General features: G+C 39.4%; 27 protein-coding genes. 8 read left to right on the top strand and 19 right to left on the bottom strand.

Annotation, left to right across the window (positions count from 1 at the left end):
* Window positions 1-224: 224 nt before the first annotated feature.
* Entirely contained in the window at window positions 225-791 is a 567-nt protein-coding gene (locus HRJ06_RS11280) for a GNAT family N-acetyltransferase (protein WP_174733025.1), read from the top strand.
* A gap of 73 nt (window positions 792-864) precedes the next feature.
* On the opposite strand, the gene HRJ06_RS11275 is transcribed toward HRJ06_RS11280, so the two are convergent.
* Window positions 865-1,026, bottom strand: a complete 162-nt coding sequence (locus HRJ06_RS11275; protein ID WP_242035210.1) for a hypothetical protein — start codon at window positions 1,024-1,026, stop codon at window positions 865-867.
* A 783-nt stretch (window positions 1,027-1,809) separates the two neighbouring features.
* Between HRJ06_RS11275 and HRJ06_RS11270 the strand changes: the two genes are divergently transcribed.
* Entirely contained in the window at window positions 1,810-3,174 is a 1,365-nt protein-coding gene (locus tag HRJ06_RS11270) for an MATE family efflux transporter (protein ID WP_174733024.1), read from the top strand.
* 289 nt (window positions 3,175-3,463) lie between these two features.
* On the opposite strand, the gene HRJ06_RS11265 is transcribed toward HRJ06_RS11270, so the two are convergent.
* A complete protein-coding gene (locus tag HRJ06_RS11265) occupies window positions 3,464-4,246 on the bottom strand; it encodes an SDR family oxidoreductase (protein WP_174733023.1) in 783 nt (260 codons plus the stop codon).
* Between the two features lie 234 nt (window positions 4,247-4,480).
* On the opposite strand from HRJ06_RS11265, the gene HRJ06_RS11260 reads away from it, so the two are divergent.
* Window positions 4,481-4,960 (top strand): Hsp20/alpha crystallin family protein, encoded by a 480-nt coding sequence (locus HRJ06_RS11260; protein ID WP_174733022.1) that lies wholly within the window; start codon window positions 4,481-4,483, stop codon window positions 4,958-4,960.
* 41 nt (window positions 4,961-5,001) lie between these two features.
* Here the strand turns inward: HRJ06_RS11260 and HRJ06_RS11255 are convergent, their stop codons facing one another.
* From HRJ06_RS11255 to HRJ06_RS11240, 4 genes are all read right to left on the bottom strand, one after another.
* Entirely contained in the window at window positions 5,002-5,508 is a 507-nt protein-coding gene (locus tag HRJ06_RS11255) for a GNAT family N-acetyltransferase (protein ID WP_174733021.1), read from the bottom strand.
* Window positions 5,509-5,811: 303 nt separating this feature from the next.
* Window positions 5,812-6,282, bottom strand: a complete 471-nt coding sequence (locus HRJ06_RS11250; protein ID WP_174733020.1) for a FixH family protein — start codon at window positions 6,280-6,282, stop codon at window positions 5,812-5,814.
* Window positions 6,283-6,320: 38 nt separating this feature from the next.
* Window positions 6,321-6,623, bottom strand: a complete 303-nt coding sequence (locus HRJ06_RS11245) for a hypothetical protein (RefSeq protein WP_174733019.1) — start codon at window positions 6,621-6,623, stop codon at window positions 6,321-6,323.
* Between the two features lie 158 nt (window positions 6,624-6,781).
* Window positions 6,782-7,048, bottom strand: coding sequence for a hypothetical protein (locus tag HRJ06_RS11240; protein ID WP_174733018.1), 267 nt, complete (start codon window positions 7,046-7,048; stop codon window positions 6,782-6,784).
* 111 nt (window positions 7,049-7,159) lie between these two features.
* Between HRJ06_RS11240 and HRJ06_RS23230 the strand changes: the two genes are divergently transcribed.
* Complete coding sequence (locus tag HRJ06_RS23230) at window positions 7,160-7,402, top strand: DNA alkylation repair protein (RefSeq protein WP_242035209.1); 243 nt, start codon at window positions 7,160-7,162, stop codon at window positions 7,400-7,402.
* A gap of 39 nt (window positions 7,403-7,441) precedes the next feature.
* Here the strand turns inward: HRJ06_RS23230 and HRJ06_RS11235 are convergent, their stop codons facing one another.
* The 4 genes from HRJ06_RS11235 to HRJ06_RS11220 all read right to left on the bottom strand — a co-directional run bounded on the left by HRJ06_RS11235 (window position 7,442) and on the right by HRJ06_RS11220 (window position 9,996).
* A complete protein-coding gene (locus tag HRJ06_RS11235) occupies window positions 7,442-8,287 on the bottom strand; it encodes a hypothetical protein (RefSeq protein WP_174733017.1) in 846 nt (281 codons plus the stop codon).
* Between the two features lie 151 nt (window positions 8,288-8,438).
* A complete protein-coding gene (locus HRJ06_RS11230; RefSeq protein WP_174733016.1) occupies window positions 8,439-8,609 on the bottom strand; it encodes a DUF2188 domain-containing protein in 171 nt (56 codons plus the stop codon).
* Window positions 8,610-8,666: 57 nt separating this feature from the next.
* Window positions 8,667-9,593, bottom strand: coding sequence for a CobW family GTP-binding protein (locus HRJ06_RS11225; RefSeq protein ID WP_174733015.1), 927 nt, complete (start codon window positions 9,591-9,593; stop codon window positions 8,667-8,669).
* Window positions 9,586-9,996 carry a hypothetical protein gene (locus HRJ06_RS11220; protein ID WP_174733014.1) on the bottom strand — a complete coding sequence of 137 codons (411 nt, stop codon included), beginning with the start codon at window positions 9,994-9,996 and terminating at the stop codon, window positions 9,586-9,588. Before HRJ06_RS11220 ends, HRJ06_RS11225 begins: the two co-directional genes overlap by 8 nt.
* Window positions 9,997-10,115: 119 nt before the next feature.
* On the opposite strand from HRJ06_RS11220, the gene HRJ06_RS11215 reads away from it, so the two are divergent.
* Window positions 10,116-10,727, top strand: a complete 612-nt coding sequence (locus tag HRJ06_RS11215) for a class I SAM-dependent methyltransferase (protein ID WP_174733013.1) — start codon at window positions 10,116-10,118, stop codon at window positions 10,725-10,727.
* Window positions 10,728-11,255: 528 nt separating this feature from the next.
* Window positions 11,256-11,396 (top strand): transposase, encoded by a 141-nt coding sequence (locus HRJ06_RS23695; protein WP_174733150.1) that lies wholly within the window; start codon window positions 11,256-11,258, stop codon window positions 11,394-11,396.
* A gap of 229 nt (window positions 11,397-11,625) precedes the next feature.
* Here the strand turns inward: HRJ06_RS23695 and HRJ06_RS11205 are convergent, their stop codons facing one another.
* From HRJ06_RS11205 to deoD, 7 genes are all read right to left on the bottom strand, one after another.
* Window positions 11,626-13,083, bottom strand: coding sequence for a lmo1851 family serine protease (locus HRJ06_RS11205; RefSeq protein ID WP_479684635.1), 1,458 nt, complete (start codon window positions 13,081-13,083; stop codon window positions 11,626-11,628).
* A gap of 252 nt (window positions 13,084-13,335) precedes the next feature.
* Complete coding sequence (copZ, locus tag HRJ06_RS11200; RefSeq protein WP_174733011.1) at window positions 13,336-13,542, bottom strand: copper chaperone CopZ; 207 nt, start codon at window positions 13,540-13,542, stop codon at window positions 13,336-13,338.
* Between the two features lie 31 nt (window positions 13,543-13,573).
* On the bottom strand, window positions 13,574-16,003 hold the full coding sequence (locus tag HRJ06_RS11195; protein ID WP_277874670.1) for a heavy metal translocating P-type ATPase: 2,430 nt from the start codon (window positions 16,001-16,003) through the stop codon (window positions 13,574-13,576).
* A 19-nt stretch (window positions 16,004-16,022) separates the two neighbouring features.
* Window positions 16,023-16,325, bottom strand: coding sequence for a metal-sensing transcriptional repressor (locus HRJ06_RS11190; protein ID WP_174733148.1), 303 nt, complete (start codon window positions 16,323-16,325; stop codon window positions 16,023-16,025).
* A 156-nt stretch (window positions 16,326-16,481) separates the two neighbouring features.
* Complete coding sequence (locus tag HRJ06_RS11185) at window positions 16,482-16,988, bottom strand: GNAT family N-acetyltransferase (RefSeq protein ID WP_174733010.1); 507 nt, start codon at window positions 16,986-16,988, stop codon at window positions 16,482-16,484.
* A 211-nt stretch (window positions 16,989-17,199) separates the two neighbouring features.
* Window positions 17,200-18,066 carry a D-alanyl-D-alanine carboxypeptidase family protein gene (locus HRJ06_RS11180; protein WP_174733009.1) on the bottom strand — a complete coding sequence of 289 codons (867 nt, stop codon included), beginning with the start codon at window positions 18,064-18,066 and terminating at the stop codon, window positions 17,200-17,202.
* Window positions 18,067-18,245: 179 nt separating this feature from the next.
* On the bottom strand, window positions 18,246-18,950 hold the full coding sequence (gene deoD, locus HRJ06_RS11175; protein ID WP_174733008.1) for a purine-nucleoside phosphorylase: 705 nt from the start codon (window positions 18,948-18,950) through the stop codon (window positions 18,246-18,248).
* A gap of 187 nt (window positions 18,951-19,137) precedes the next feature.
* Between deoD and HRJ06_RS11170 the strand changes: the two genes are divergently transcribed.
* Entirely contained in the window at window positions 19,138-19,284 is a 147-nt protein-coding gene (locus HRJ06_RS11170; RefSeq protein ID WP_174733007.1) for a hypothetical protein, read from the top strand.
* A 104-nt stretch (window positions 19,285-19,388) separates the two neighbouring features.
* Here HRJ06_RS11170 and HRJ06_RS11165 read toward each other — a convergent pair whose 3' ends face one another.
* A complete protein-coding gene (locus HRJ06_RS11165) occupies window positions 19,389-20,159 on the bottom strand; it encodes a sporulation protein (RefSeq protein ID WP_174733006.1) in 771 nt (256 codons plus the stop codon).
* Between the two features lie 235 nt (window positions 20,160-20,394).
* Between HRJ06_RS11165 and HRJ06_RS11160 the strand changes: the two genes are divergently transcribed.
* Window positions 20,395-21,552 carry a DUF2515 family protein gene (locus tag HRJ06_RS11160; protein WP_174733005.1) on the top strand — a complete coding sequence of 386 codons (1,158 nt, stop codon included), beginning with the start codon at window positions 20,395-20,397 and terminating at the stop codon, window positions 21,550-21,552.
* Between the two features lie 231 nt (window positions 21,553-21,783).
* Here the strand turns inward: HRJ06_RS11160 and HRJ06_RS11155 are convergent, their stop codons facing one another.
* The gene (locus HRJ06_RS11155; RefSeq protein WP_174733004.1) at window positions 21,784-21,957 is read right to left on the bottom strand and encodes a YozD family protein; all 174 of its coding nucleotides are present in this window, start codon (window positions 21,955-21,957) and stop codon (window positions 21,784-21,786) included.
* Between the last annotated feature and the right edge of the window lie 119 nt (window positions 21,958-22,076).

Here is a 22,076-nt window from a genome sequence, read left to right as displayed (position 1 = left end):
CCTATTTTCTTTTCGTGTTTTTTTTAGTATGATACGTATTGGAAATTGTTTAACCGAAAAATATCGGATATGTAATCAGGGAAGGCAAATGGTGCGCCACCAGTATTCTGGTCCTAGTGGGTTCGATTCCCACCCCGAAATTTTTTAGCAATTTTACAAAAAATTTCGAGGGTGGCCATGCCTATTTATGCATGGACTTGGACTGCCCTATTGGAGGGATACAAATGCTCAAAAAACGTGATCTTCAAGATTGCCATGAATTATTTGAGCTGCTGATGGATCCGGAAGTCTTCCCTTTCGTCCGTCAGAAGGCGTATTCATATGATGAATATGTGTTCGTTACAAAACAAACGATTGAAGCTGAGGAACGCGGCGAGCTAGTTTCACGAACAATTTACGACGACTGGAATACGCCAATAGGAACAATTAACTTATACGACATCCAGGACGGCGCTGGTTTCCTTGGAACATGGATAGGAAAGCCATTCCATGGAAAAGGATACAACGGTATTGCGAAAGATGCCTTCTTTGAAGAGCTTTTTTATGAGCTTGGTATCGAGACTGTCTTTATGCGGATCAGAAAGGTAAACCATCGCTCTCTAAAAGCTGCCGAAAAGCTGCCTTATGCTGTGAAAGCAAATGAGACCAGACCAGCTATTTATTTGCAGCTTAATGCTGCTGAAGATATTTACGACTTATATGAGATTTCCAAGGATCAATATACTTTACACATGAAGAGATCTGCCGCACACCTACAGGAAGATTCTCATGTTCACCTTATGGAAGCTTAATAACATCGCGCTTGCTTTGGCAGCGCGTTTTTTTATGGACTTTTTTGAAAATCTCTCGTTCAGGCGGAAGCCATTAGTTGAAAGGATCCACTTCATTCTTGCTACTTTCACTTAACGCCGCTTCTGTTAGAAATAGTTCAAGCTCATCATCGGTCAGGGTTTCATAACGCCCATCATTAAAAAACACTTGCGTCTGGTTAGGATTAATTCGATTTAAGCTGAATTCACTGCCCAATATTATCACCCCTTTGGTTATATAATAGACAAAGGAAAGAGCTTCCATTCCTGCATGCACTTATTTTACAAGCTAAAAGCCACATCTAGGAATAGTAACGGATTCTGTTTTGAAATACTAAGTACTAATTCATATAATAATTCGTACTAGAATTTAAGCAAATTGGTTCAAAGACAACGCTTGGAGAGATCTTCAATACTCTGCTCAACCCCTACCATAAAAAGCAGACTCGTACGGGCCAGCAAAGGGAATCTGCATGGTTGATAAATAAGCGGAGAAATTTCTCTTAATTATGAAAAGGCACGGAAGATAGCTTAAATAAAGGGAAAGCTTCCGCCTATTTGCTCCAAAAAACATAAAATCGATCATCTTGCCTTACTTAACGGAAAAACTTCCGCTTATATTCTAGAACTGAGCTCTATTCTGCAGTATAACGGGAAAGTCCTCCGCTTATTTTATAGACTGAATTAAGGATAAGAAAGAATGTTTTTATTTATCCGCCCCCCTGTTCAATAAAAAGAGGCAGTCTAATTCAGTTCCAAATTGGTGTGTTAATTTAGGGATTTTTCAAAAAGCCGAACCCGTTATAGGAATAGACCACTGCTTTTAGGTTGACATAAAAAAATTATTTTATAACTAAAAACACATATCGCCCTATGCTCACTAAGCAAAAAAGAGAAAGGGCACTGCCGGAATTGCAGAACACCTTCCGTTGCTAAGGAGGATATCGGTAATCTATGATATAATACTTTTTTATATATTGAATGCAAATGAGGCTTTTAAATGTACCAAACCTACACACTGAGAGAAAAATTAAAGCAGCTTAATATTATTCTTATACCTATTTTAGTAACACAGCTCGCAATGTACGCAATGAATTTTTTCGATACTATGATGTCTGGGCAATACAGCCCTTCTGATTTAGCTGGTGTTGCGATAGGATCGTCGCTATGGGTTCCTGTTTTTACAGGACTAAGCGGAATTTTGCTTGCGATTACCCCTATTGTTGCCCAGCTTGCAGGCGCAAAAAATGAAAAAGACGCGGCCTATTCCGTAATTCAGGCTGTTTATCTGGCGACTGTAATGGCCATTATCATTTTCTTGGTAGGTGCTTTTACTGTAAAGCCACTTCTCCTAAAAATGAATTTAGAAACAAGTGTTTATGAAGTCGCCCTTCAATATTTAATCGCCCTAGGCATTGGAATTATTCCGTTATTTATTTTCAATGTGCTGCGCTCTTTCATTGATGCATTAGGCAAAACTAGAGTTACCATGGTGATCACCCTCTTGTCTCTGCCGATCAATGTTGTTTTTAATTATCTGCTTATTTTTGGGAAGTTTGGATTTCCAGAATTAGGTGGGGTAGGAGCTGGATATGCTTCTGCAATCACATATTGGCTGATTGCTCTCATTGCCGCTTATATTGTTGTCAAACAGCAGCCCTTCGCAAATTTCGGAGTCTTTCGTAAATTTCATGCTGTTTCCATCCAGAAGTGGAAAGAGATACTAAAGATAGGTGTGCCGATTGGCTTTGCGATTTTTTTTGAAACAAGTATTTTCGCAGCTGTTACTTTATTCATGAGCAGTTTTAATACGGTGACTATTGCCTCACATCAAGCTGCTTTAAATTTTTCATCCTTTTTATATATGATTCCGCTCAGCATATCAATGGCCCTTACTATTGTTGTAGGTTTTGAAGCAGGGGCGAAGCGGTACAGGGATGCCCGGGTATACAGTTGGATCGGGATTGCCTTTGCCGTCGTACTGGCTTTTGCATGCGGAGTGGTTTTATTAATTTTCAGGACTGAAATTGCCGGAATTTATACTTCTGACCCAAAAGTACTAGCCCTGACATCAAACTTTCTTATATACGCTGTATTTTTCCAATTGTCCGATGCTATTCTGGCCCCAGTTCAAGGTGCACTCCGCGGCTATAAGGATGTAAATATAACCTTTTTAATGGCGTTTATTTCGTTCTGGGTAATTGGTCTTCCGCTGGGCTACTATCTTGCAAACTTTACTGAGTGGCAGGCTTTTGGCTACTGGGTAGGATTAATTGCTGGATTAGCAGTTGGTGCGAGCTGCCTTCTGGCAAGACTTGTTTATCTTGAAAAGAAATTTTTAAACCATACAAAAAATGCTGTGTAGTTATAAAGAGGTTCAGTTGAAAAAAAAGTCTTTCACAACCAAATCCACATTATAAAAGGCAACAAGAATGACACTAAATCAAAAATAAAAAATAGCCATTGATTTCGTATATTGAAATCATGGCTATTTTTTGTATTTCCTTTGGCGTATATTGAGACATAACGGCTTGTTCTGTAAATACACCGCGCTTTCCGCAGCTAGCATTGCTTTAAAAAAGACAAAGCACCTGATACAGCAATAAAAAGCGACTTTGCACTAAACCCGTTATGAAAGCTATACAGCAATCTTATTAGCTTTCGTTATTCCGATATACTTTCCCCAGGACATCCTTGCCTCCGGTTACAGGTATTATACTACCCGTGATAAAACTGGACTTCTCTTCAATAAGAAAGGCAATCACTCTAGAGACATCTTCACCTGTTCCTGGTCTCCCGACAGGGGATGAGTCGTCACCCATTTCAGTGGCATCATGGATCGTTTTTTCCTTCCACTCGGCGATAATATCTCCGGGGCACACCATATTGGCAGTAATCCCGTTTTCAGCCTCTTCAAGTGCTATTGTTTTGGTCAATGAGGCCAATGCCGTTTTAGCTGCAGCAAAGGCAGAACGGTAAATCCAGCCAGGCGCAGAGTCGACTCTGTCGTAACCAATCGTAATAATCCTGCCCCAGCCTTCTTTTCGCATCTGTGGTATCAGCAGGTTCGATAGATAAAAAACGGCATTCAGATTGCCATTAACAAGGTATTGCCACTCCTCAACAGAGTAATCGGTCATTTTCTTGCGATCTGCGATATATGGGCCTGCATTATGGACAACAATATCGACTGTTGGAAAAATAGATAAAGATTCATTAACAATGTTCTGGCAGTTTCCAAACTGTGTAATATCTCCCTTGACGGCAATGTTTCGTGTTCCATATTTCTCTGTCAGATACTTGGCCAGTGAGGTGGCTTCATCCTTACTATTCCGGTAATTGATGATAACATTAATCCCGTTTTCAGCAAGCTGAAGAGCCGCTCTTTTTCCAATACCTTTTGCACCGCCGGTAATTAAAGCAGTTTTTCTGATCACGGTAACTCCCCCGGACTTTTAAAGATAGGTTGTAATATAAATATATTAAAAAGATAAATGAACTTATGCAAATATACTTCGCTATATTTTCCCTCTATCCTGCTTTTTGGAGAATTAGGGGCTTATATATTTGATAACCTTAAGAATTAATAGTGCATAGTATGTATCATACAACAAATCAAACAGCTGAATAAGTGCAAGTGGATTTGACATAGCTTTGAAAGGAGTGTCCCTATGTTCCCTTGGAATTTATTCCCATTTAGTAAGGATATGCAAAAAAAATTTCAGAACATGAACACAGAAGAATTTGAAAAACACATTGAAAACGTGGTTTCAAAAGCAATCCCCTCTAACTTAAAAGGCATGTCAGATTTAGATGGGATCATGCAAGGCTTTGGATCACCCACTAATCCAAAAAAGCAAACAGAACGACCAGTTAAGATAGAAGCCTCGATTTTTGAAACCCATGATTTTGTTTATGTTCGTCTTACCATACAAGATGAAGAATGGCTAAAAAAAATAAAAATTTACCATACCTCCAACCAAATGATAATTGAACATATCCCAAATGAGGAAGATAAACAAGTGCTGACACTCCCTGCTTTGGTTAAGAAGAAAGGAGCCGTTGCCCGTTATAAGGAGGATACACTAGAAATTAAAATCCCGAAAAGTGTTGATATGCAGTTTTCTGAAATTGACGTCCAAGATCACTGATAATGATTAGACGTCTTTTTATTTTAGCCAGGTAAGGCTAATCAGTGATTTAAGATTTTATCATAACAATAAAAGGGGGAATTTTTGCCCATTAAGAAGATAGTATCAACTCGTTGATATCCGTTTTTTTCAAAAAGTCGCTGCGCATTTGGATTTAGGCTATATGTGTCCGTTTTCATATAATAAACCCGATTATATATAGAAAGATTTTCGGCGTGACTGATCAATTGGCTGGCGATTCCAGCCCCGCGAATTTCCGAATCCACCACAAGCCTATGAAATACAAAGAATGGTTCATCCTTCCTTCGCCAATCCGCTTCTAGGTATTCTTCAGGCTGTATTTGGTCAACAGTAATAGCTCCAACAACTTCTCCATTAAGATCTGCTACATAAAGAGACCCTTCATTCAAGTCCTTTTCGAAATCCTTTGTCAGTGGATATTCCTCTGTCCACTGGTCACTATTTTCCGATTTCATAATCATTATGGAGATTTTAACCATTTCCATTATTCTCGGCAGATCCTGTTCCTTTGCCAGCCTGATGTTCACAAAGAGCACCTTCCTCTCATATATTCAGGCTTATTTTATCCGTTTTTATTCCGATACATGAAAAAATACTTAATATAAGTTTATATTGATAATATAAGTCCGTATCTTGCAGCGAACGTCGGTGCCTATTATTGATCTAATTCTTTCTTCGGGTCAACAATATTCAGACATCCACTTCTCTACGAGATGCACAGCCAGGTTTCCCGATAGTACGGAATCAAAACAGGCTGTCGAGAGTTCCTCGACAGCCTTTTAAGGCATAGCCTCTTCGCTTACTTAACCTGCAGTTGATAATCCCCTGTCTTAATGGCTGTTATGCTCTTCTGAGTCGCTGCCTTCCGGTTGTTCCATATCTTCCATTTCCGATTCAGGGCTGGTCTCTGGCTCACTTGGCTCTCCAACTACAAACTCGACTTTAGGCATATTGTGCATGTCTCTGGCAGTTACATGTGAGATGACATAATATGTCCCTTCCTCCTCAAAAGTTTTTTCGAGTTGATACACACCGTTTTCATTGTGTGGTACCTCCAGCTTCTCATGTTCCTCATCGTGGGCACGCCAAATCTCAAATTTCACATCTTCTGCATCTGTAACTTCTTCGTCACCATACGTAACTCTTGCCTTTATAACAATAGGTTCATTAATCTCACCTTTTTCAGGATTTACTGATACCTCAACATCGAGAAACTGCGGTTCTGCTTCTTCATTCGTGCAGCCCGTTAAGCTAAAAGCCAGGCCCATAACGGAAAACATCGTTAATAATACCTTTTTCATGACGATTCTCCTTCTAGCGCTAAAATAAACTTATCTCATTATGTATATTCAACTGCACCCTCAGCTAATCCTTCTTTACGCATGGCTACCTCTTTCAGGTCATTCGAAATTAATTCTAAGTCCCATGGGCTATCTGTTTCAATTATTAGCTTACCTCCAAAGATCGTAATTTTAAAGGGGATCTCATCTATCCCCTTAATAGATTCAATGGAGTACTCTTTAACCGACATTTCCCTTTGTTCCTCGTCTAGCCAACAGCCGTTCACCAACAAATCAAATACAAATTCAATCGATAGATTACTATCTTTCAGGGTCATCTCCAGCCTGGCAAAATAGGACATTAAGTATTCCTCCTTAGAGTTACTAATTGGGAAAACATAGCTTATCTCTATTCTATCGGAATAGTCAGTAAACTTGCAAGGAGAATAACGAAGAGATAAAGATAACAACATTTCTTCGTAGTATATAGGCTTTTTGAATACTCGCAAAAAATTATAGGCTACTCTTTTCGTAATTCCTTAAGGATATCTGCATGTAATTCTATTAACAGCAGCTTTGCCTTGTTTTCAACCCGAGATTCTAAAATTCTGCTTGTTGCTAGGTAGTACTTCTCGAATAAATTTTTACGGATGCGAGGATGCGAATTTTCGTCCTTCAATTCTCTTTCGACCGCTTCCTTTAAGACTGTTTCATCATCCAATATTGAAGATAGTTGTCTATTATTCCATATCATTTTATATTGGCTTAAGAGATAACTGTAATCCATAGCTTTTAATAACCTCCTGCATGTCTGCAAAATGCTTCTTCATCCGTATTTTACATACTTATTATTTTATTAGCAAAATATAAGGTAAACAGTAACGAAAGGATGATGTAAATGAATACCCCTTATCGATGTCCCAATTGTAAAACAAACAGAAGCAGATTTAATATAATCCGGCAACTCTCGCAATCCGTAAAGCTGGACCCGCAATCAGGGACCCTTTTGGAGGAATATACCAGTGAACAATTGGACCCTTTCCACATCCCATATAACGGCCCAGATATGAAGATTCAATGTGGAACCTGCGGCTTAATTGAAAATGAAAAAACTTTTGCCAAGCATGGAGAGCTACGGTAGAGGATCACAAAAAAGAAGCAAGAGCCTCGGCCTTGCTTCTTACTCTTTTAACTCGCTGCTTTCTTCGAGAGTGTGTAAATTGTTTTCTGACAAGAACTGGTTTGAATCGATTTTCCAGGCACCGTTTGGTGAGAAGCGGACTAGATGTACAGCGCCCTGATGCTTTATTCTTCCATGGTTTTTTAAATACCATTCTGTTTCGATTGGGACAGTAATTTGCAACGGGTGTTCATCATCTTCTAATGACAATATTTCCATTCTGCTTACTGTAACATTTTCCACTTGTGGAAAAATCTTCTCCCAGTCCATTTTTTGATGAGAAATAAGTGATACAATTTTTTGATCATGCTGTTTAATTCCTGCTATATAGGCATTTACAAGCTCATATGGATCACATTTACTAATGTATCGTTCAAGCTTGCCGGCGGCTTTTAAAATCATTAACTTATGGCTGATATCCATATTACTCGTACGGTGGGTTGTACTTCCATAAAAGTGAATACAGAAGTGTCCAGGAAAGTTATTTTTCAGCGCACCTGCGCCATGAGGCATTCCATGCATCGATGCTGCGACTTGTCTATCATTGGCAAGAACGATGATGGCTCTTCTTTTCCAGCTCCACTTTCCGTTATAAATTTCCTTCATTATTTTAGTATCCTTTGCAGTAAGCGGCTGTACGTCTGCATGGCGGCTCCCGGCTCTCCTTTGTACCTTAAACTTCCTTTTGGATTCAACATCAAGTACAGTGAAGGTGCTGTATCTTGGAACCAAGTCATTAACTTCTTCCCAATTAAGCATTTCGATAGGATGGCTTTTTGCATCAACTGTTAGCGCATTTGCTAGTACTAATATTAATAAAGCAATACATAGAAGCAGCCTTTTCATAATCATCATCTCATTTTCTATAAGAGTACATAAACAGAGTTTTTCCGAAGATAAAAAAACTATTCGCACAAATGAGAATAACCACATAGCCTTGTTTTATTTTAAAGTCGTTTTGTATATAAAAAAGAAGCCTAAAGTGCAAGGCTTCCCATTAATGATTTGCTTCATATTCTTTAGCTTTATCAATGGCAATAGGGATTGCTTTTCCATCCTCATAACCTTCCTCTTCAACCAGCGCATTGGCAATTTCAATGGCTTTATCTCGTACATCTGGCTTTAAGTTCTTCATAGAGTCTGGATAGTCATTATTTGTCCAGGGCATTACTAATCATCCTTTCATTCTTAGAGAGGGTTTGATTCCTTTACCCCGACGGCAACCCTATAAACCTTCATTCCCCTCTAGCTCACTTAACTCAGCCTGTATTTCGCTCCAGTCGGTACCTTGGCCAATGAATACCATGTTAAGGGGTAACCTCATATACTCCTTCATATAAAGCGGTGTTCCATAGGAATACTGAAATAAATCTGGATAGTCGGAATGAGAAAATTGAATATAGCCTTTAATCCGATAGATATTATCAGGAAGACTTCTTAAAAAATCCTCAAAGCCCTGCTGACTGACAGGCTTTTTAAATTGATGAACAAAAGTGCTTAGCCTTAGATCTCCTGACACATGGCTTTTTTGGCTTTGTTCTTTTTTGAACATAGTAATTCCCTTTATTTCTTTCATGGACACTTTGGAATAAGTTGTTAAAATAGTTCTGGCTTTAGGGTTTATATTTTGAATCTCCATGCTTATTTTTGCCTGTTCGGAATCAGATAGCTGATCTGCCTGATTAACGAGTAAAAGATCTGCATGCCTTACCTGTTCGGCTATCAGCAGCTGGAGCTGAGGATTCATAGTTCTCCTAGTTAACCATAAAGCACCATTCAAGGTGGTGATAATCCCCTTAATATTAAGCTGGAGTGCAAACAATGGAGACATTACTGCATCCATAACTTCTACAGGGTGAGCTGCTCCAGTAGTCTCAATATAAATGACATCAGGTGAATCTTCAATAAGGAGGGTCTGTAGCTGAGCCTCCAATTTGTCCTGAATTGTACAGCAGATACAGCCGTCAAGCAGTTCCTTTAATGGAACATCCTCTCCGACAACGCCTGAGTCAATTGAAATTTCCCCAAGCTCATTCATCATCACAGCTACTTTTCGCCCGGCCTCTTTCTCTGATTGGAGCAACTGTTTTAATAGTGTTGTTTTCCCGCTGCCTAAAAACCCTGACAATATATATAATTCGGTTTTATTCATTTGTTTTTCCTTCCTCATGCTGAAGTTCAAGATCTTCAGCTATCTCTGTCATCATTGATTTAAGTTTTATTTTAATCCCTTTGATGTCTTTTGTGAAATAACCTGTTTTATGGAACATCTCACTCTTACACTTCCAAATCGGAATGTATGCATGTGGGTAGTAACCATCATCATCTTCCGTTCCAATTTCAATGTAGGATTCATATCCATCATCAAAGAGCTGATCTTTTGCTGCAGTTTTCCCGCGAATAGAACGTGTTAAATCCACGATCAAACTAAGTTTTCCACGTAAAAATAAGGGTGAATACAGCTTGCGGACTTCAGTACAGTAATTCTCGCACATGTCTTCTACTATTATAATTTTTTCCTTTTGTTGTTCGTCAAGCATAGTAATCTGTTCCACACTATCACCTCTTTACTAGCCCTCAGCGTCCCTCAATGAGACATTCTAGCTGATTATGGCGTCCCTTACAAACCATATGAATGTTTGTTATACTATTTTAGACAAAGGGAGGCCAAACGATGCTAGAGTATACCGGTGAAAGAATAATACCTGAAAAAATGAAAATTACAAACGGCATGTTGCTTGAGCATCTCGCAAGATATTATTTCTCCCTCTACTATGCCAATGGGCGACTGCTTGATTTCGCCTGTGGAACTGGTTATGGTTCAAATATTATCGCCAAAGCTGCTAAGGATAAAATTACAGAAGTGGTGGCAGTTGATATTGATCCCCTAACGATCCAATATGCAAAACAGAATTATTACCATCCTAAAGTAACTTTCACGTTGGGAGATGTAACCAATTCTGAAATTGTAAAATCACTAGGCACCTTTGATGTTATTGTCAGCTTCGAGACAATTGAACATATAGAGGATGAAGTCCAGTTTCTTAATAATGTTTACAATTTACTGAAACCAGGCGGTACCTTAGTAATTTCTACCCCCTTTGGGGCAGGACGGGGAATGCAAACAAAGGAGCCCTTCCATGTCCATCAGTTAACAGAACAGGAGTTTTACAGTTTATTCAGCAGGTACAGTTCAACTGAAGTATTCTATCAAAGAAGCGTACTGATAGAGCCAAAGCGACCAGGAAAGCATTACCCAATTGGCATAGCTGTCTGCATAAAATAGGAATGCAAAGTCACAAAAAGAGGGTGTACCAAAAGTATAAACTTTTGGCACCCTCTTTTTTGTTAGACTGCTTGTAAAAATGGTTCGTTGATTTTTGTTCCAGGGCGCTTCGCTTTCCGCGGGGCTGGCGCTGAGCCTCCTCATCGCTTTGCTCTTGCGGGGTCTCACCTGTCCAGCTAAGCCCGCAGGACATTGATTGGGCATCCTCGAATTTGCCCACGCACGAAGGAAATGCGATAGCATTTTCGAGGAGTCTTCGCGCCTTCCACTCCAATCAACTCAGATTTTTATCATTGATTTTCATCGCAAAATAAAAACAAGAAAATTATAACACAAGCCAGTTAACCCTTCCAATGGACATCCAAGTTTTGATTCCGATTGATTTTGCCGTTGATCGGATCCCAATATCTTTCTTTCTCTTTATCCTGGTGGAGGCAGGCCTCCCTACCATCCTCAATGATGGTTAAAAGTCATTCTTTATTTTCATATGCCAACCGAATTTATTTCCTCTAGTATAAATCGTGAAAAATAGACGTCGAGCCAGTTTTTGGGCAGATTAAACACAATCACGCGCTTAAGAGATTGGGATTAAGGGGCCTCTCCAAAAATACCACGGATTGGGGTCTTGTTGCAATAACGTCCTCAAGTGGGCAGCCAATACGGAAATGAACACAAAAATTAGGATAAATGAGGGAAAGAATATCCCTCTATCTCTTATAAATTCATCAAGTTAAACCCAAAAACTGAATAAAAAATAAAAGAGGTAACTCTCAGGTCGAATTTATTCAACCTTTTGAGTCAGCCTCTTCTTATGTTGGGAACAGTAAGCCTCTTTACTAGGCACCGAAGTCAATAACTTCAAGAACTAGCTGTTTGGCCTTTCCTTAAGATCTTGCTTTTATTCCTTTTCCATTTCTTCCTTTAATACTTCAATTGCTTTTTCAATCTGCGGGTCATTATTCTGAATTTTTTCTCTAAGCTTGGTCATAAGCTGGATGGTCGTTTCGCCTGACAGGATTCCTGTTTGCTCAAGCTTTTCATCCTCTTGGAAATTCATGACCGCTTGCTCTGTCTTTTCATCAAAATATCCATCTTCTCGTCCTGGGTCGTAGCCAACAGCCTTTAACATCTGCTGTGCAGCTTTAACATGTTCAGACGCTGTGGAGATTTTAAGCTCTGTTTCAGGATTAATAAAGGGCAGCGCTGCATAAGCAGGAAGGGCTACTTCATAGTCAGGAGTGATTCCTTCTTTATGGACCCAATTACCGTTTGGTGTCAGCCACTTTTCAGTTGTGAATTTTATATTTGATCCATCACTAAAATCCTGGGCTCTTTGAACAGTTCCTTTACCGAAGGATTTCTCACCAACTAAAGGTACGCCTGCTGATTCATTAACGGCACCCGCAAGAATTTCTGAAGCACTGGCGCTTCCCTTATCAATAAGAACTACCAGAGGAAACTCGGCACTTCCTTCGTTGTTGGACGTGTATTCTTTTACATTTCCATCTCTGTCCTCTACCTTAAATAAAACTTTTCCGCTTGGGACAAACAAGCTTGAGATATTGACAGCCTGATCCAGCAAGCCGCCGGGATTTTGTCTAATATCAAGCACTAGTCCCTTCATTCCTTTTTCCTGTAGATCATTTAAGACATCAACCAGTTCTTTGCTGGTGTTTTGTGAAAAGTTTGTAATCTGAACCTTACCGATCCCATCTTCCCCTTCAATCATTTCACCGTATACGGTCTCTAAAGGAATCGTGTCTCGGGTAATTGTTACCTCTATAGGGTTTTCGATTCCTTGTCTTCTGATTGTGAGGTTTACCTTTGTCCCTTTTTCTCCACGGATAAGTGTTACAGCTTCAGATGAACTCATTCCTTGTAGACTTTGTCCATCTACTGACAAAACGACATCCTCAGGCTTCAATCCTGCCTTTTCGGCTGGGGATCCTTTAAGTGGACTGACAATGCCTATATATCCATCCTTTTCCTGAATCTCAGCTCCTATTCCTTCAAAAGAGGAAGAAATGCTTTCATGAAAATTCTGGGCATCATCTTGATTCATATAGTCTGAGTATGGGTCATCTAAAGAATCAAGCATTCCATTAATGGCACCATTAATTAACTGATCCTGGTCAACCTCTTCGAAATATGAATCTTGAAGAGTATCAAATGCCTGATAAAGCTTCTCGAATTCTTCTCTTTCCCTGATAATTTTGACAGCACTTTCTTCATCACCGAAAGCAAGAGCAAAGGTTGTAATCCCTGCTGTTATAAATACAAGAAAAAATAACAGCATCACAAAATGAAATTTTTTGATACGGAGAAATCCCTGGTTATTCTGCTTGCTCTCCGCCACTTCCTCATGGTCTGGACTGCTGCAATTTTTATTATCTTCTCCAGTTACCTTTTCCTCGTCCAACTCGTTCACCACTTTCATTCCCCAAACAGCAAGTTTTTAGAACTTCTACAAAACTAAAATAATAACTCAGTAAAACTCTTAATTTTTACAATAACATTTTTCCTAAAAAAAAAACAGAAAAATAAACAGACGCTCATGACTAGACTAAAAATAAGAAAAGACAGCTTCCGCTGCCTTTTCTCTAAATCATTAAGCTACATCGTAGCCTTGGTCTTCCACTGCCTCTTTTAATTGGCTTACATTTGCTTTTTCTGCATCATATTCGACTTCAGTTTTCCCATCCTTCAGATTAACTGTTACACTCGCGACACCATCCACACCCATCAGAGCGTTTTTTACAGCTTTCTCACAGTGTCCGCATGTCATTCCAGATACGTTTAAGATTGTTTTTTCCATTGTTTTCATCCTCTCCTCTTCTAAATTATTATTATAACTTCACTCTCTTCAAACGAAGGGAGTTGGTCACCACTGAAACGGAACTAAATGCCATTGCTGCCCCGGCCACCCAAGGAGCTAGGAGCCCAATTGCAGCGATAGGGATTCCTGCCGAATTATACGCGAGTGCCCAAAATAGGTTTTGGCGAATATTCTTCATTGTTTTCTTGCTTAGCTGAATTGCTTTAGGGAGTAACGTAAGCTCTCCCCCCAAGATCGTAATGTCTGCTGCCTCGATGGCAACGTCAGTACCAGTGCCTATGGCGATACCAATATCCGCCAAAGCAAGGGCAGGGGCGTCATTTATCCCATCACCTACCATAGCAACTACCCTGCCTTGGAGTTGAAGTTCTTTCACATGATTCGCTTTTTCCTCAGGGAGTACCTCTGCAATTACATGATCAATGCCAACCTGGGCTGCAATGGCCCTTGCTGTTCTTTCATTATCCCCAGTAAGCATGTAAACCGAGATTCCTTGTTCTTTTAATTGATCGATGGCCTCTTTGGCTGTTTCCTTTACTACATCAGCTACTGCAATAACTGCAGCCACCTTTCCATCTAAGGCAACAAACATAGCCGTTTTCCCTTGTGTCTCTAGCTCCTTGAGCCTAGCCTCATATTGGTCAAAAAGGACAGCTTCTTTATCCATCAGCTTACGGGTTCCTACTAATATCTTTTCCCCATTGATTTCTGCCTTAATCCCATGGCCTGGGATAGCTGAAAAATTGTCTGTTTTAACGGGGTTAATTCCTCTGCTGATCCCGTAATCAATTATTGCGTCAGCTAAAGGGTGTTCCGAAGATTTCTCTGCAGAAACAAGGTACTGTAAAACTTTAGTTTCATCACTAAAGAATTCAATATCTGTTACTGCTGGTTTTCCTTTTGTCACAGTCCCCGTTTTGTCTAAAACAATTGTATCTATCTTATGGGCCGTTTCAAGGTGTTCTCCGCCTTTAAAAAGAATTCCGCTTTCAGCACCTTTACCAGTCCCCACCATGATCGAAGTCGGGGTGGCAAGGCCAAGAGCACATGGACAGGCAATTACTAGAACAGCGATAGCCGTTTCCAGTGCAGCTGCAAAATCACCTGGTGTTATGAAAAGGTACCAGACTGAAAAGGTTAACAGAGCAATTGCTACAACAACCGGGACAAAATAGCCTGAAATAGTGTCTGCTACTCGCTGAATGGGTGCTTTGCTGCCTTGAGCCTCCTCTACTACTTTGATAATCCCGGCAAGGGCAGTATCACTTCCAACTTTCACAGCTTTTATGGTCATTGTTCCATTTTTATTGATCGTTGCGCCAATAACTTTGTCACCAGCTCCCTTTTCAACGGGAATCGACTCGCCAGTGATCATCGCTTCGTCAACTGAAGAGTGTCCGGAAATAACAAGCCCGTCAACCGGGATTTTTTCACCTGGCTTTACGATAATCAGATCTTCTACCCTTACCTGTTCAAGTGGAATCTTTATTTCCTGCCCATCCCTTATAACAGTTGCTTCCTTAGCCTGCAGGCCTAGCAGCTTCGAAATTGCTAATGTTGTTCTGCCCTTGGCCAATGCTTCGAACAGCTTACCAACAAGAATAAGCGTGATTAGGATTGCACTTGTTTCAAAATAAAGGTGTGGATGGTAATGAGGGTTTCCCAAGGTCCTTAACGATTCAGCCAGACTGTAAAAATAAGCCGCAGATGTACCAAGAGCAATCAAAACATCCATATTGGCACTTTTATTCCTTAAGGCATTGTAGGCACCAATGTAGAACGGCCCACCGACATAAAACTGAACTGGGGTAGCTAGCAGAAGCTGAAACCAAGGGTTCATTAACAATTCTGGTACCGGAATTCCTAAATCCCACGGAGTATGACCAACCATCGTATATAAAAGTGGCAGAGATAATAAGATTGAAATCCAAAGCTTTCGTTTGCGGCTTTTAATCTCCTCTTCTTTATATTCCTCTTTTGCTCCCCGATGAGTCTTTCCTTTAGCATCATAACCAAGCTTTTGAATTCGCTCGATAATTTGATCTGCGGATATAATAGAAGGATTATATTCTAGTGACGCCGATTCTGTTGCAAGGTTCACGTTAGCAGATGTAATACCCTCGGTTTTATTTAAGACCTTTTCGATCCTCGTCGAACATGCTGCACATGTCATGCCAAATACATCGAGTTCGGTCTTCTCTAGCCTTACTCCATATCCTAGTTTCTCGACTTTCTCCTGTATCTGTTCTGACGTTACCTTTGCTGGGTCAAAATCAATCGTAGCACTTTCCATCACAAGATTTACATTAGCTTCTACCCCATCCATCTTGTTTAATACTTTTTCAATCCTAGTTGAACATGCAGCACATGTCATGCCAGTAATTCCAATCTTTAAATGTTCTGATGAATCAGGCATGTTAGCTTTTAAAGGTTCTGCCATTTCAACCACCCCTTATCACTTAAGTCCTTGTAAATTGGTCTACAACCTTCATTAGTTCCTTGATAGCTTCATCTCCGCTTCCTGATTTTATTGCACCAGAAACACAGTGTGTTGTATGGCGCTCTAGAAGATTCATTCCCACCTTTTTAAGCGCATTATTTACGGCCGTTACCTGTATAAGTACATCTACACAATAGCGGTCTTCCTCAACCATCTTTTGAATTCCTCTGACTTGCCCTTCTATCCTTTTTAAGCGTTTAATTAACTGCTCCTTCTCTAGATCCGTTCGAGGAACCATACTTGGATGGTTGGATAATCCCATTTCGTCTTCATTACCCATTCAGCTCACCTCTTTATTGATTCTTATAGTATTACTATACCCCCGTATAGTATAAAAATCAATATATAAAGCTTAATTGATTTTCGACAACCTTCTACCTTATTCTACTCGTATTTTTTAAAAATACATTGATAAATATCACAAGTACTTAAAATATTGAATGGCGTCATGATATTGCTCTTCCCAAAAAATATGGTCTTTTAAAACGTTTTTCTTAAAGAATCCACTGTTTTCCAAAACTTTCAACGAGGCATAGTTACTAAGAATCGCCTGAGCTGATAAGCCTGTAAGCCCTAGATTCCGGGCAACAGGAATCAATAAATCAACAGCTCTTGAAGCATACCTATTACCCGTATGTACTTCTCCAACTCGATATCCGATTTCTCCATGACCTATTTCGCGATCAATATTAAATAAATTAATGCGGCCAAGGATTTCTTCTTTTTGATTGAGAATTAAATACATATAATATTCATCGCTCCTTCTTAGCATATACATATCATCCAGGGACTTTTTAACACCCTCAATAGAATAATATTTACTATTCCGAGGAGGAACATATTTTTCGAAATATGTACGATTATCAACTTCAAACTTCAGTAATGCCATACAATCAGCAAAATCAACTTCTTTGATTTTAATCACTATTATACCCCCACCATGTTAGGAATAATTTTATTATAACCATCTTCCTGAAAGACGGACAGCCGTTTCACTCAGGTCAAATTAACGGAAGCGCCTTGGCGGCGAGGAAAAAGTGAAAAGTCCATAAATGCTCAAAGTGAAGTAGTAAAGTGACCCGAGTCACTAAGAGGCAAAGTATAAAAAAACAGCCCGGCTAGCATCAGGGCTGTTATTAAACTTCTTCAACTATATTGAAATATTCCTCTAGGGTCCAATTGTTCTCATAAATATCTGTGGCCGCTTCTTTTCCAACGTAGCGAAAATGCCATGGTTCATATTTGTAGCCCGTTACCTCTTCTTTACCCTTAGGATAGCGAAGGATGTACCCGAAGCGATGGGCATTTTCAGCAAGCCACATTCCTTCAGCTGTTGTCCCAAACTGTTCTGTCAGGCCAAAGCCAGCGCTGCGGCTTGAAATATCCATAGCCAGTCCGGTCTGGTGTTCACTGTTTCCTGGAAACGCTACAGCTTGTACAGCCTTTTCTTCTCCAGAGCGCTTTACCTCGGCAATAAACACCTGGTTTTGGCGGCTAAACGAACGATAACCAGAAACGGCAAACAGTTCCATTCCATCTTTATTTGCAGCAGCAAACATTTGTTCAAGTGCGTCTGCAGCTTCTTTTCTCAATAGGCTTTTTTGAACCTTTTGATCACCAAACGAGAAAGCAACATCTGCCCTGACAAGGTCTTCCGGAATATATTCTTCAGGAAGCCCAAATAATTTGTTGACCAGTGCCAGTTCGTTGGCCGGGTTTTGGATGATATTTTTACCGCTCACTTGTTTAATCTCATTAAAGTATACAGATTTTAGAGTATGCTCATTCTGCTTTTCTGTATCTTGATTTTGACCGCTTTCTTTTGTTTGATCTGACAATGGATTGGAGTCCCCCGATGTTTCTTCATGGTTTGTTGTTTCCTCTGTTTGATTACTATCTTTGTCTGATAGGAAAGGGACTTTTTCTGTTAGCGAACGAATATCCGCTTCGCTGCAGCCAGTTAGCAAAAAGAGCAGCATAAATGTAAAAATCAATTTCTTCATTGTATCACCTGTCATGTTCTAATTTGATTCATCCCTTTATTTTACCACTCTAGATTTCTTTGTCTAATGGCCTTTTCTTCCAATCTCTTCCCTATTAAAGAAAAAACTCCTCCCTTTTGGGAAAGAGCTTTGGTTTTTAATCAATAATGTGCCGGCTAATAACTTCGCCAAAGAAGCGATTACTCCTTAACAACTGCTTCCAAAGCAACCTCAATCATGTCGTTAAAGGTTGTTTGCCGTTCTTCCGAAGTGGTTTCTTCACCAGTTAAAATATGGTCGCTTACAGTTAATATCGATAAAGCTTCCCGATCAAACTTGGCAGCCAATGTGTAAAGAGCAGCTGTTTCCATTTCAACCGCAAGTATCTGGTGCTGAGCCCATTTTTCCAGCTCTGAATTATCGTTATAAAACATATCAGCTGTGAACACATTGCCAGCCTTAAGGTTAAGACCTTTTTCAACACCAGAATTATACGCTTTAAGGAGAAGATCAAAATTTGCTGTAGGTGCAAAATCAACTCCGCCAAATGTGAGACGGTTCATCTGTGAATCAGTGGAAGCACTCATAGCAAGAATAACGTCTCTTACCTTAACATCTTTTTGAATCGCACCGCATGTTCCAACTCTTACAAGCGTCTGAACATTGTAATCCTTCATAAGTTCATTTATATAAATTGAAATGGACGGCACGCCCATTCCTGTACCCTGAACAGAAATTCTCTTTCCCTTATATGTTCCTGTATAACCGAACATATTTCGAACTTCATTATAGATCTGGGCACCCTCTAAAAAAGTCTCAGCAATATATTTTGCCCGTAATGGATCCCCTGGCAGCAACACTGTTTCAGCAATTTCATTTTCTTTCGCACCAATATGTATACTCATAATTGGAACCTCCATTCTTTCTGTTTCAACTACCTAAAAACTATACCATAATCAGGCCGAACTGGAAAATCTTCCGTTTAACTTACGTTATATTTTACATAATAAAGGTTAACCTAAAACTAGCTTTACCATTAAAAATAAAATTCATGCTGTTTTAACCGAATGAGATACAAAGGGGGAACTGCAAGTGGGAAAAAAACATCGGAATCGAGTAAACCAGCCTAAGAAGAATAACCATATTCCAACTGAGGATATTATAGCTGAACATGAAGCACATGCAAAAGAAAACTCAGCCAGAAAGAGAAAGAATAGTCCTGGAAGCCATTTAACGTAAAGGTACGCCTTCTATAAAAGCTTAAGTGGTTCCTAATTAATATTAATAACCATTAAAAAAAGTAAAAAACGATAAAGCAGCTGCTTCATCGTTTTTTACTTTAATTAAGAGTATTTTTTTATAACAGATTCGAGTTTTTGTTTCATTACAGGTATATCTGAAGTATCGACAGTCAGCCTCACATTGGTCTCATCCGTTTCAAGGGCTTCAGAAAGGAACCCACCAAGCCCTCGGGCTTTTCTGTCAACCTGTAGGAACAGCTCGATATGGTCCTTATCAGAAGCGGAAAAAACCAGCTCCAACTCATCAAGTTTACCTCGAAAAGCCCCAGCGTAAGGGACAAATTCAAACTCCTGAATGGTTGGCAAGCGCCTCCGCATTCCTCGCTTTGCCTCTTTGCAATCAGCTTCTCTTAATCTGAAACCAATTCCTTCTAAAGCCGTGAATACTGCAGACATCAGCTGGTTAGGAATTACCCTAATATAATCTTTATCAGTTGGATCTATAGCATTTTTAATATCCAATCCTGTTGTTACCCATATTTTAGTCCTCCCCAAGGTTAAAGGAGCATCCAGCGGTAACGTAAAGGAAAAAGGAATACTCTTGATTTCTTGAGGTTTAATTGTAAAAAGTTCGGTTATCCGAAATCGGTCTAGAACAACCGTTGACGTATATTTCTTGTCGTCCTGTTCTTTTATGTAAGATGTATACAAGGATAAATAGATTCCGTCTATTTCCTGTTCAGTTTTACCCCCTCGCACTTCAATCAGCCCTTCTATCTCTTCCCCCGGAACGAAAACATCTTTTTCAAGTTTTGTGTCCACCTGGGCTGAGCCAATTCCAACACTAGCAAAAACCTTATTGAATATAGACATTTCTCAATCACACTCCATTTTTATTTTATGAAAAACCGGCAATTCTTATATTTAAGGCTCCTAGACGTTTTTGTAAATTTATAGATATTTCCCAAACCCCTGTTCTGACATGAATTTTAACCTATACATATATTATAGAAGGGAAGCAAAGGATTGTTGGGTACTTATGAAATTCCCTTCTTTGATATATACGCTGATTGATACCTAATAGATTCAAAAATCCGGAGGGATTCCATTGTTTTTTAAAAAAATTTTAGAACGGATTTTTTCACATACCATATATCAGCCAGCCAACTTAATAAAAGAGCGTGAAATTTTGTCTGATACCGAATTTAATTCATTCCTTGCATGCTTAAAAGAACAGGTGCAGCAACAAACAGGCATGATTGTCCACACGGGAAATGAACAAAGAATAGTAGCGGAAATTAGAAAAAAAACAGCTGAAATGAATGTTAATAATGTTACGAGGACAAGAGCCTATTTAAGCTATTACAAAAGGAATCCTGAAGTGCATTGGGCGTTCCTTGCTCACATGGTTTCCAGGAATGGCGGATACTACATGACCGATTTGAAAAGTGAATATTTGGACCATCTTTTGCACACTGATGAAGGAGACAGCTATTTTCACTTCTTAGAACGATGCAATGCTTATATTTTTAATGATGCATACCCTCAGCTGCTGTTATATGAATACAGCAAAAAAAGAAAAACCCCTCTTTTTGAGCTACTGAGGAGTTTCCATGTTTCTGTATTTATGAGACCCGTTTGGGAGATGTTTTTTAAAAATAAAAACTCTAGCTTTATTACAGCAGCCATGATCATTAATGAACAAAAAATGCTTGAAACACGAGTCATAAAAGGGCTCTACAAATCAGCAACACTTACGTCCGATCTACTATTTAAAATACAGGAATCCCTTGGATTTACAGCTATTTACTTTCCGGAGAGTAACCGTAAAAACAAACCATTGCGTTTAAAAGGAGTCTCCGTAACCAACTTTTCAGATGTTGATTATCGTATTCGAACCGGAAAAAAGCTTTATCAACTCTTGTTCTTTAGTAAAAAAGAAAATCCGCTCAGCCTCTCTTTTGCCTCTAAGCAGGAGCATACCGGATCAAGGGCTGATTATTGGGGCTGGCTGTTTACTAACCGAAAAAAAAAATCAGCAAAGAAACTTTTCAGTCCTGCACTGATTGATGCTTGGAAAAACCAGCAGCATTTCTTTATTCAAAAGCGCGATTGGTATCATAACCCGCAAGCAGCTGACCATCTCCGTACTCTAGATGAAGTTTTTAATCGGGACATGACAGACCATGCTCTAGGTCAAATCGCAGCTCTCACAACTCTTGATCACCTTTCTGAAAAAATCTCCTCTAATATATCCAGCATGTAACATAACGCTATATAAGGTAATATTGAAACAAGTCGTCAAAATCGCTCGCTTTCCTAAGGACAAACCAACGGGCATGTAAACAGCTTTGCCTCATAAAAACTTGGAAGGCACATTCTTTTTCGGAGATGTCCTGCAGGTTTGTCGCCTGTTAGGATTAAGATTTACAATGTCAACGGAAAAAGACGAGTCCATGGACCCGTCTTTTTATTTAATATTTAATTAATTCTTCGGTTAGCCTTCCTCTGAATCTTCGTCTATAATGCATTTTTCAATTAAATATTCAAACATGATATCGGCTATTTCTTCAAGTTCTTCCTCTGTGGGAACGTATCCCCTTTTTGTAAGCTCATGAAAGAAAAACTCGGCTATTTCTTCCGTGTCAATAAAAACTTCGATCTCTTTCACAGCATCGCCCCCTTTGTACAAAATGTATGAGGCGAGTGAGCCTTTCATGCAAAGGTTTATATAAAACTGCCAATCCATATTTTATCTTTTGGAAATGTAGTCATTTTATGATGGGACAA

The sequence above is a fragment of the Mesobacillus harenae genome, assembly GCF_013343715.1.
Classification (GTDB): domain Bacteria; phylum Bacillota; class Bacilli; order Bacillales; family Cytobacillaceae; genus Mesobacillus_A; species Mesobacillus_A harenae.
This window is presented reverse-complemented; position numbering and strand designations above follow the sequence as displayed.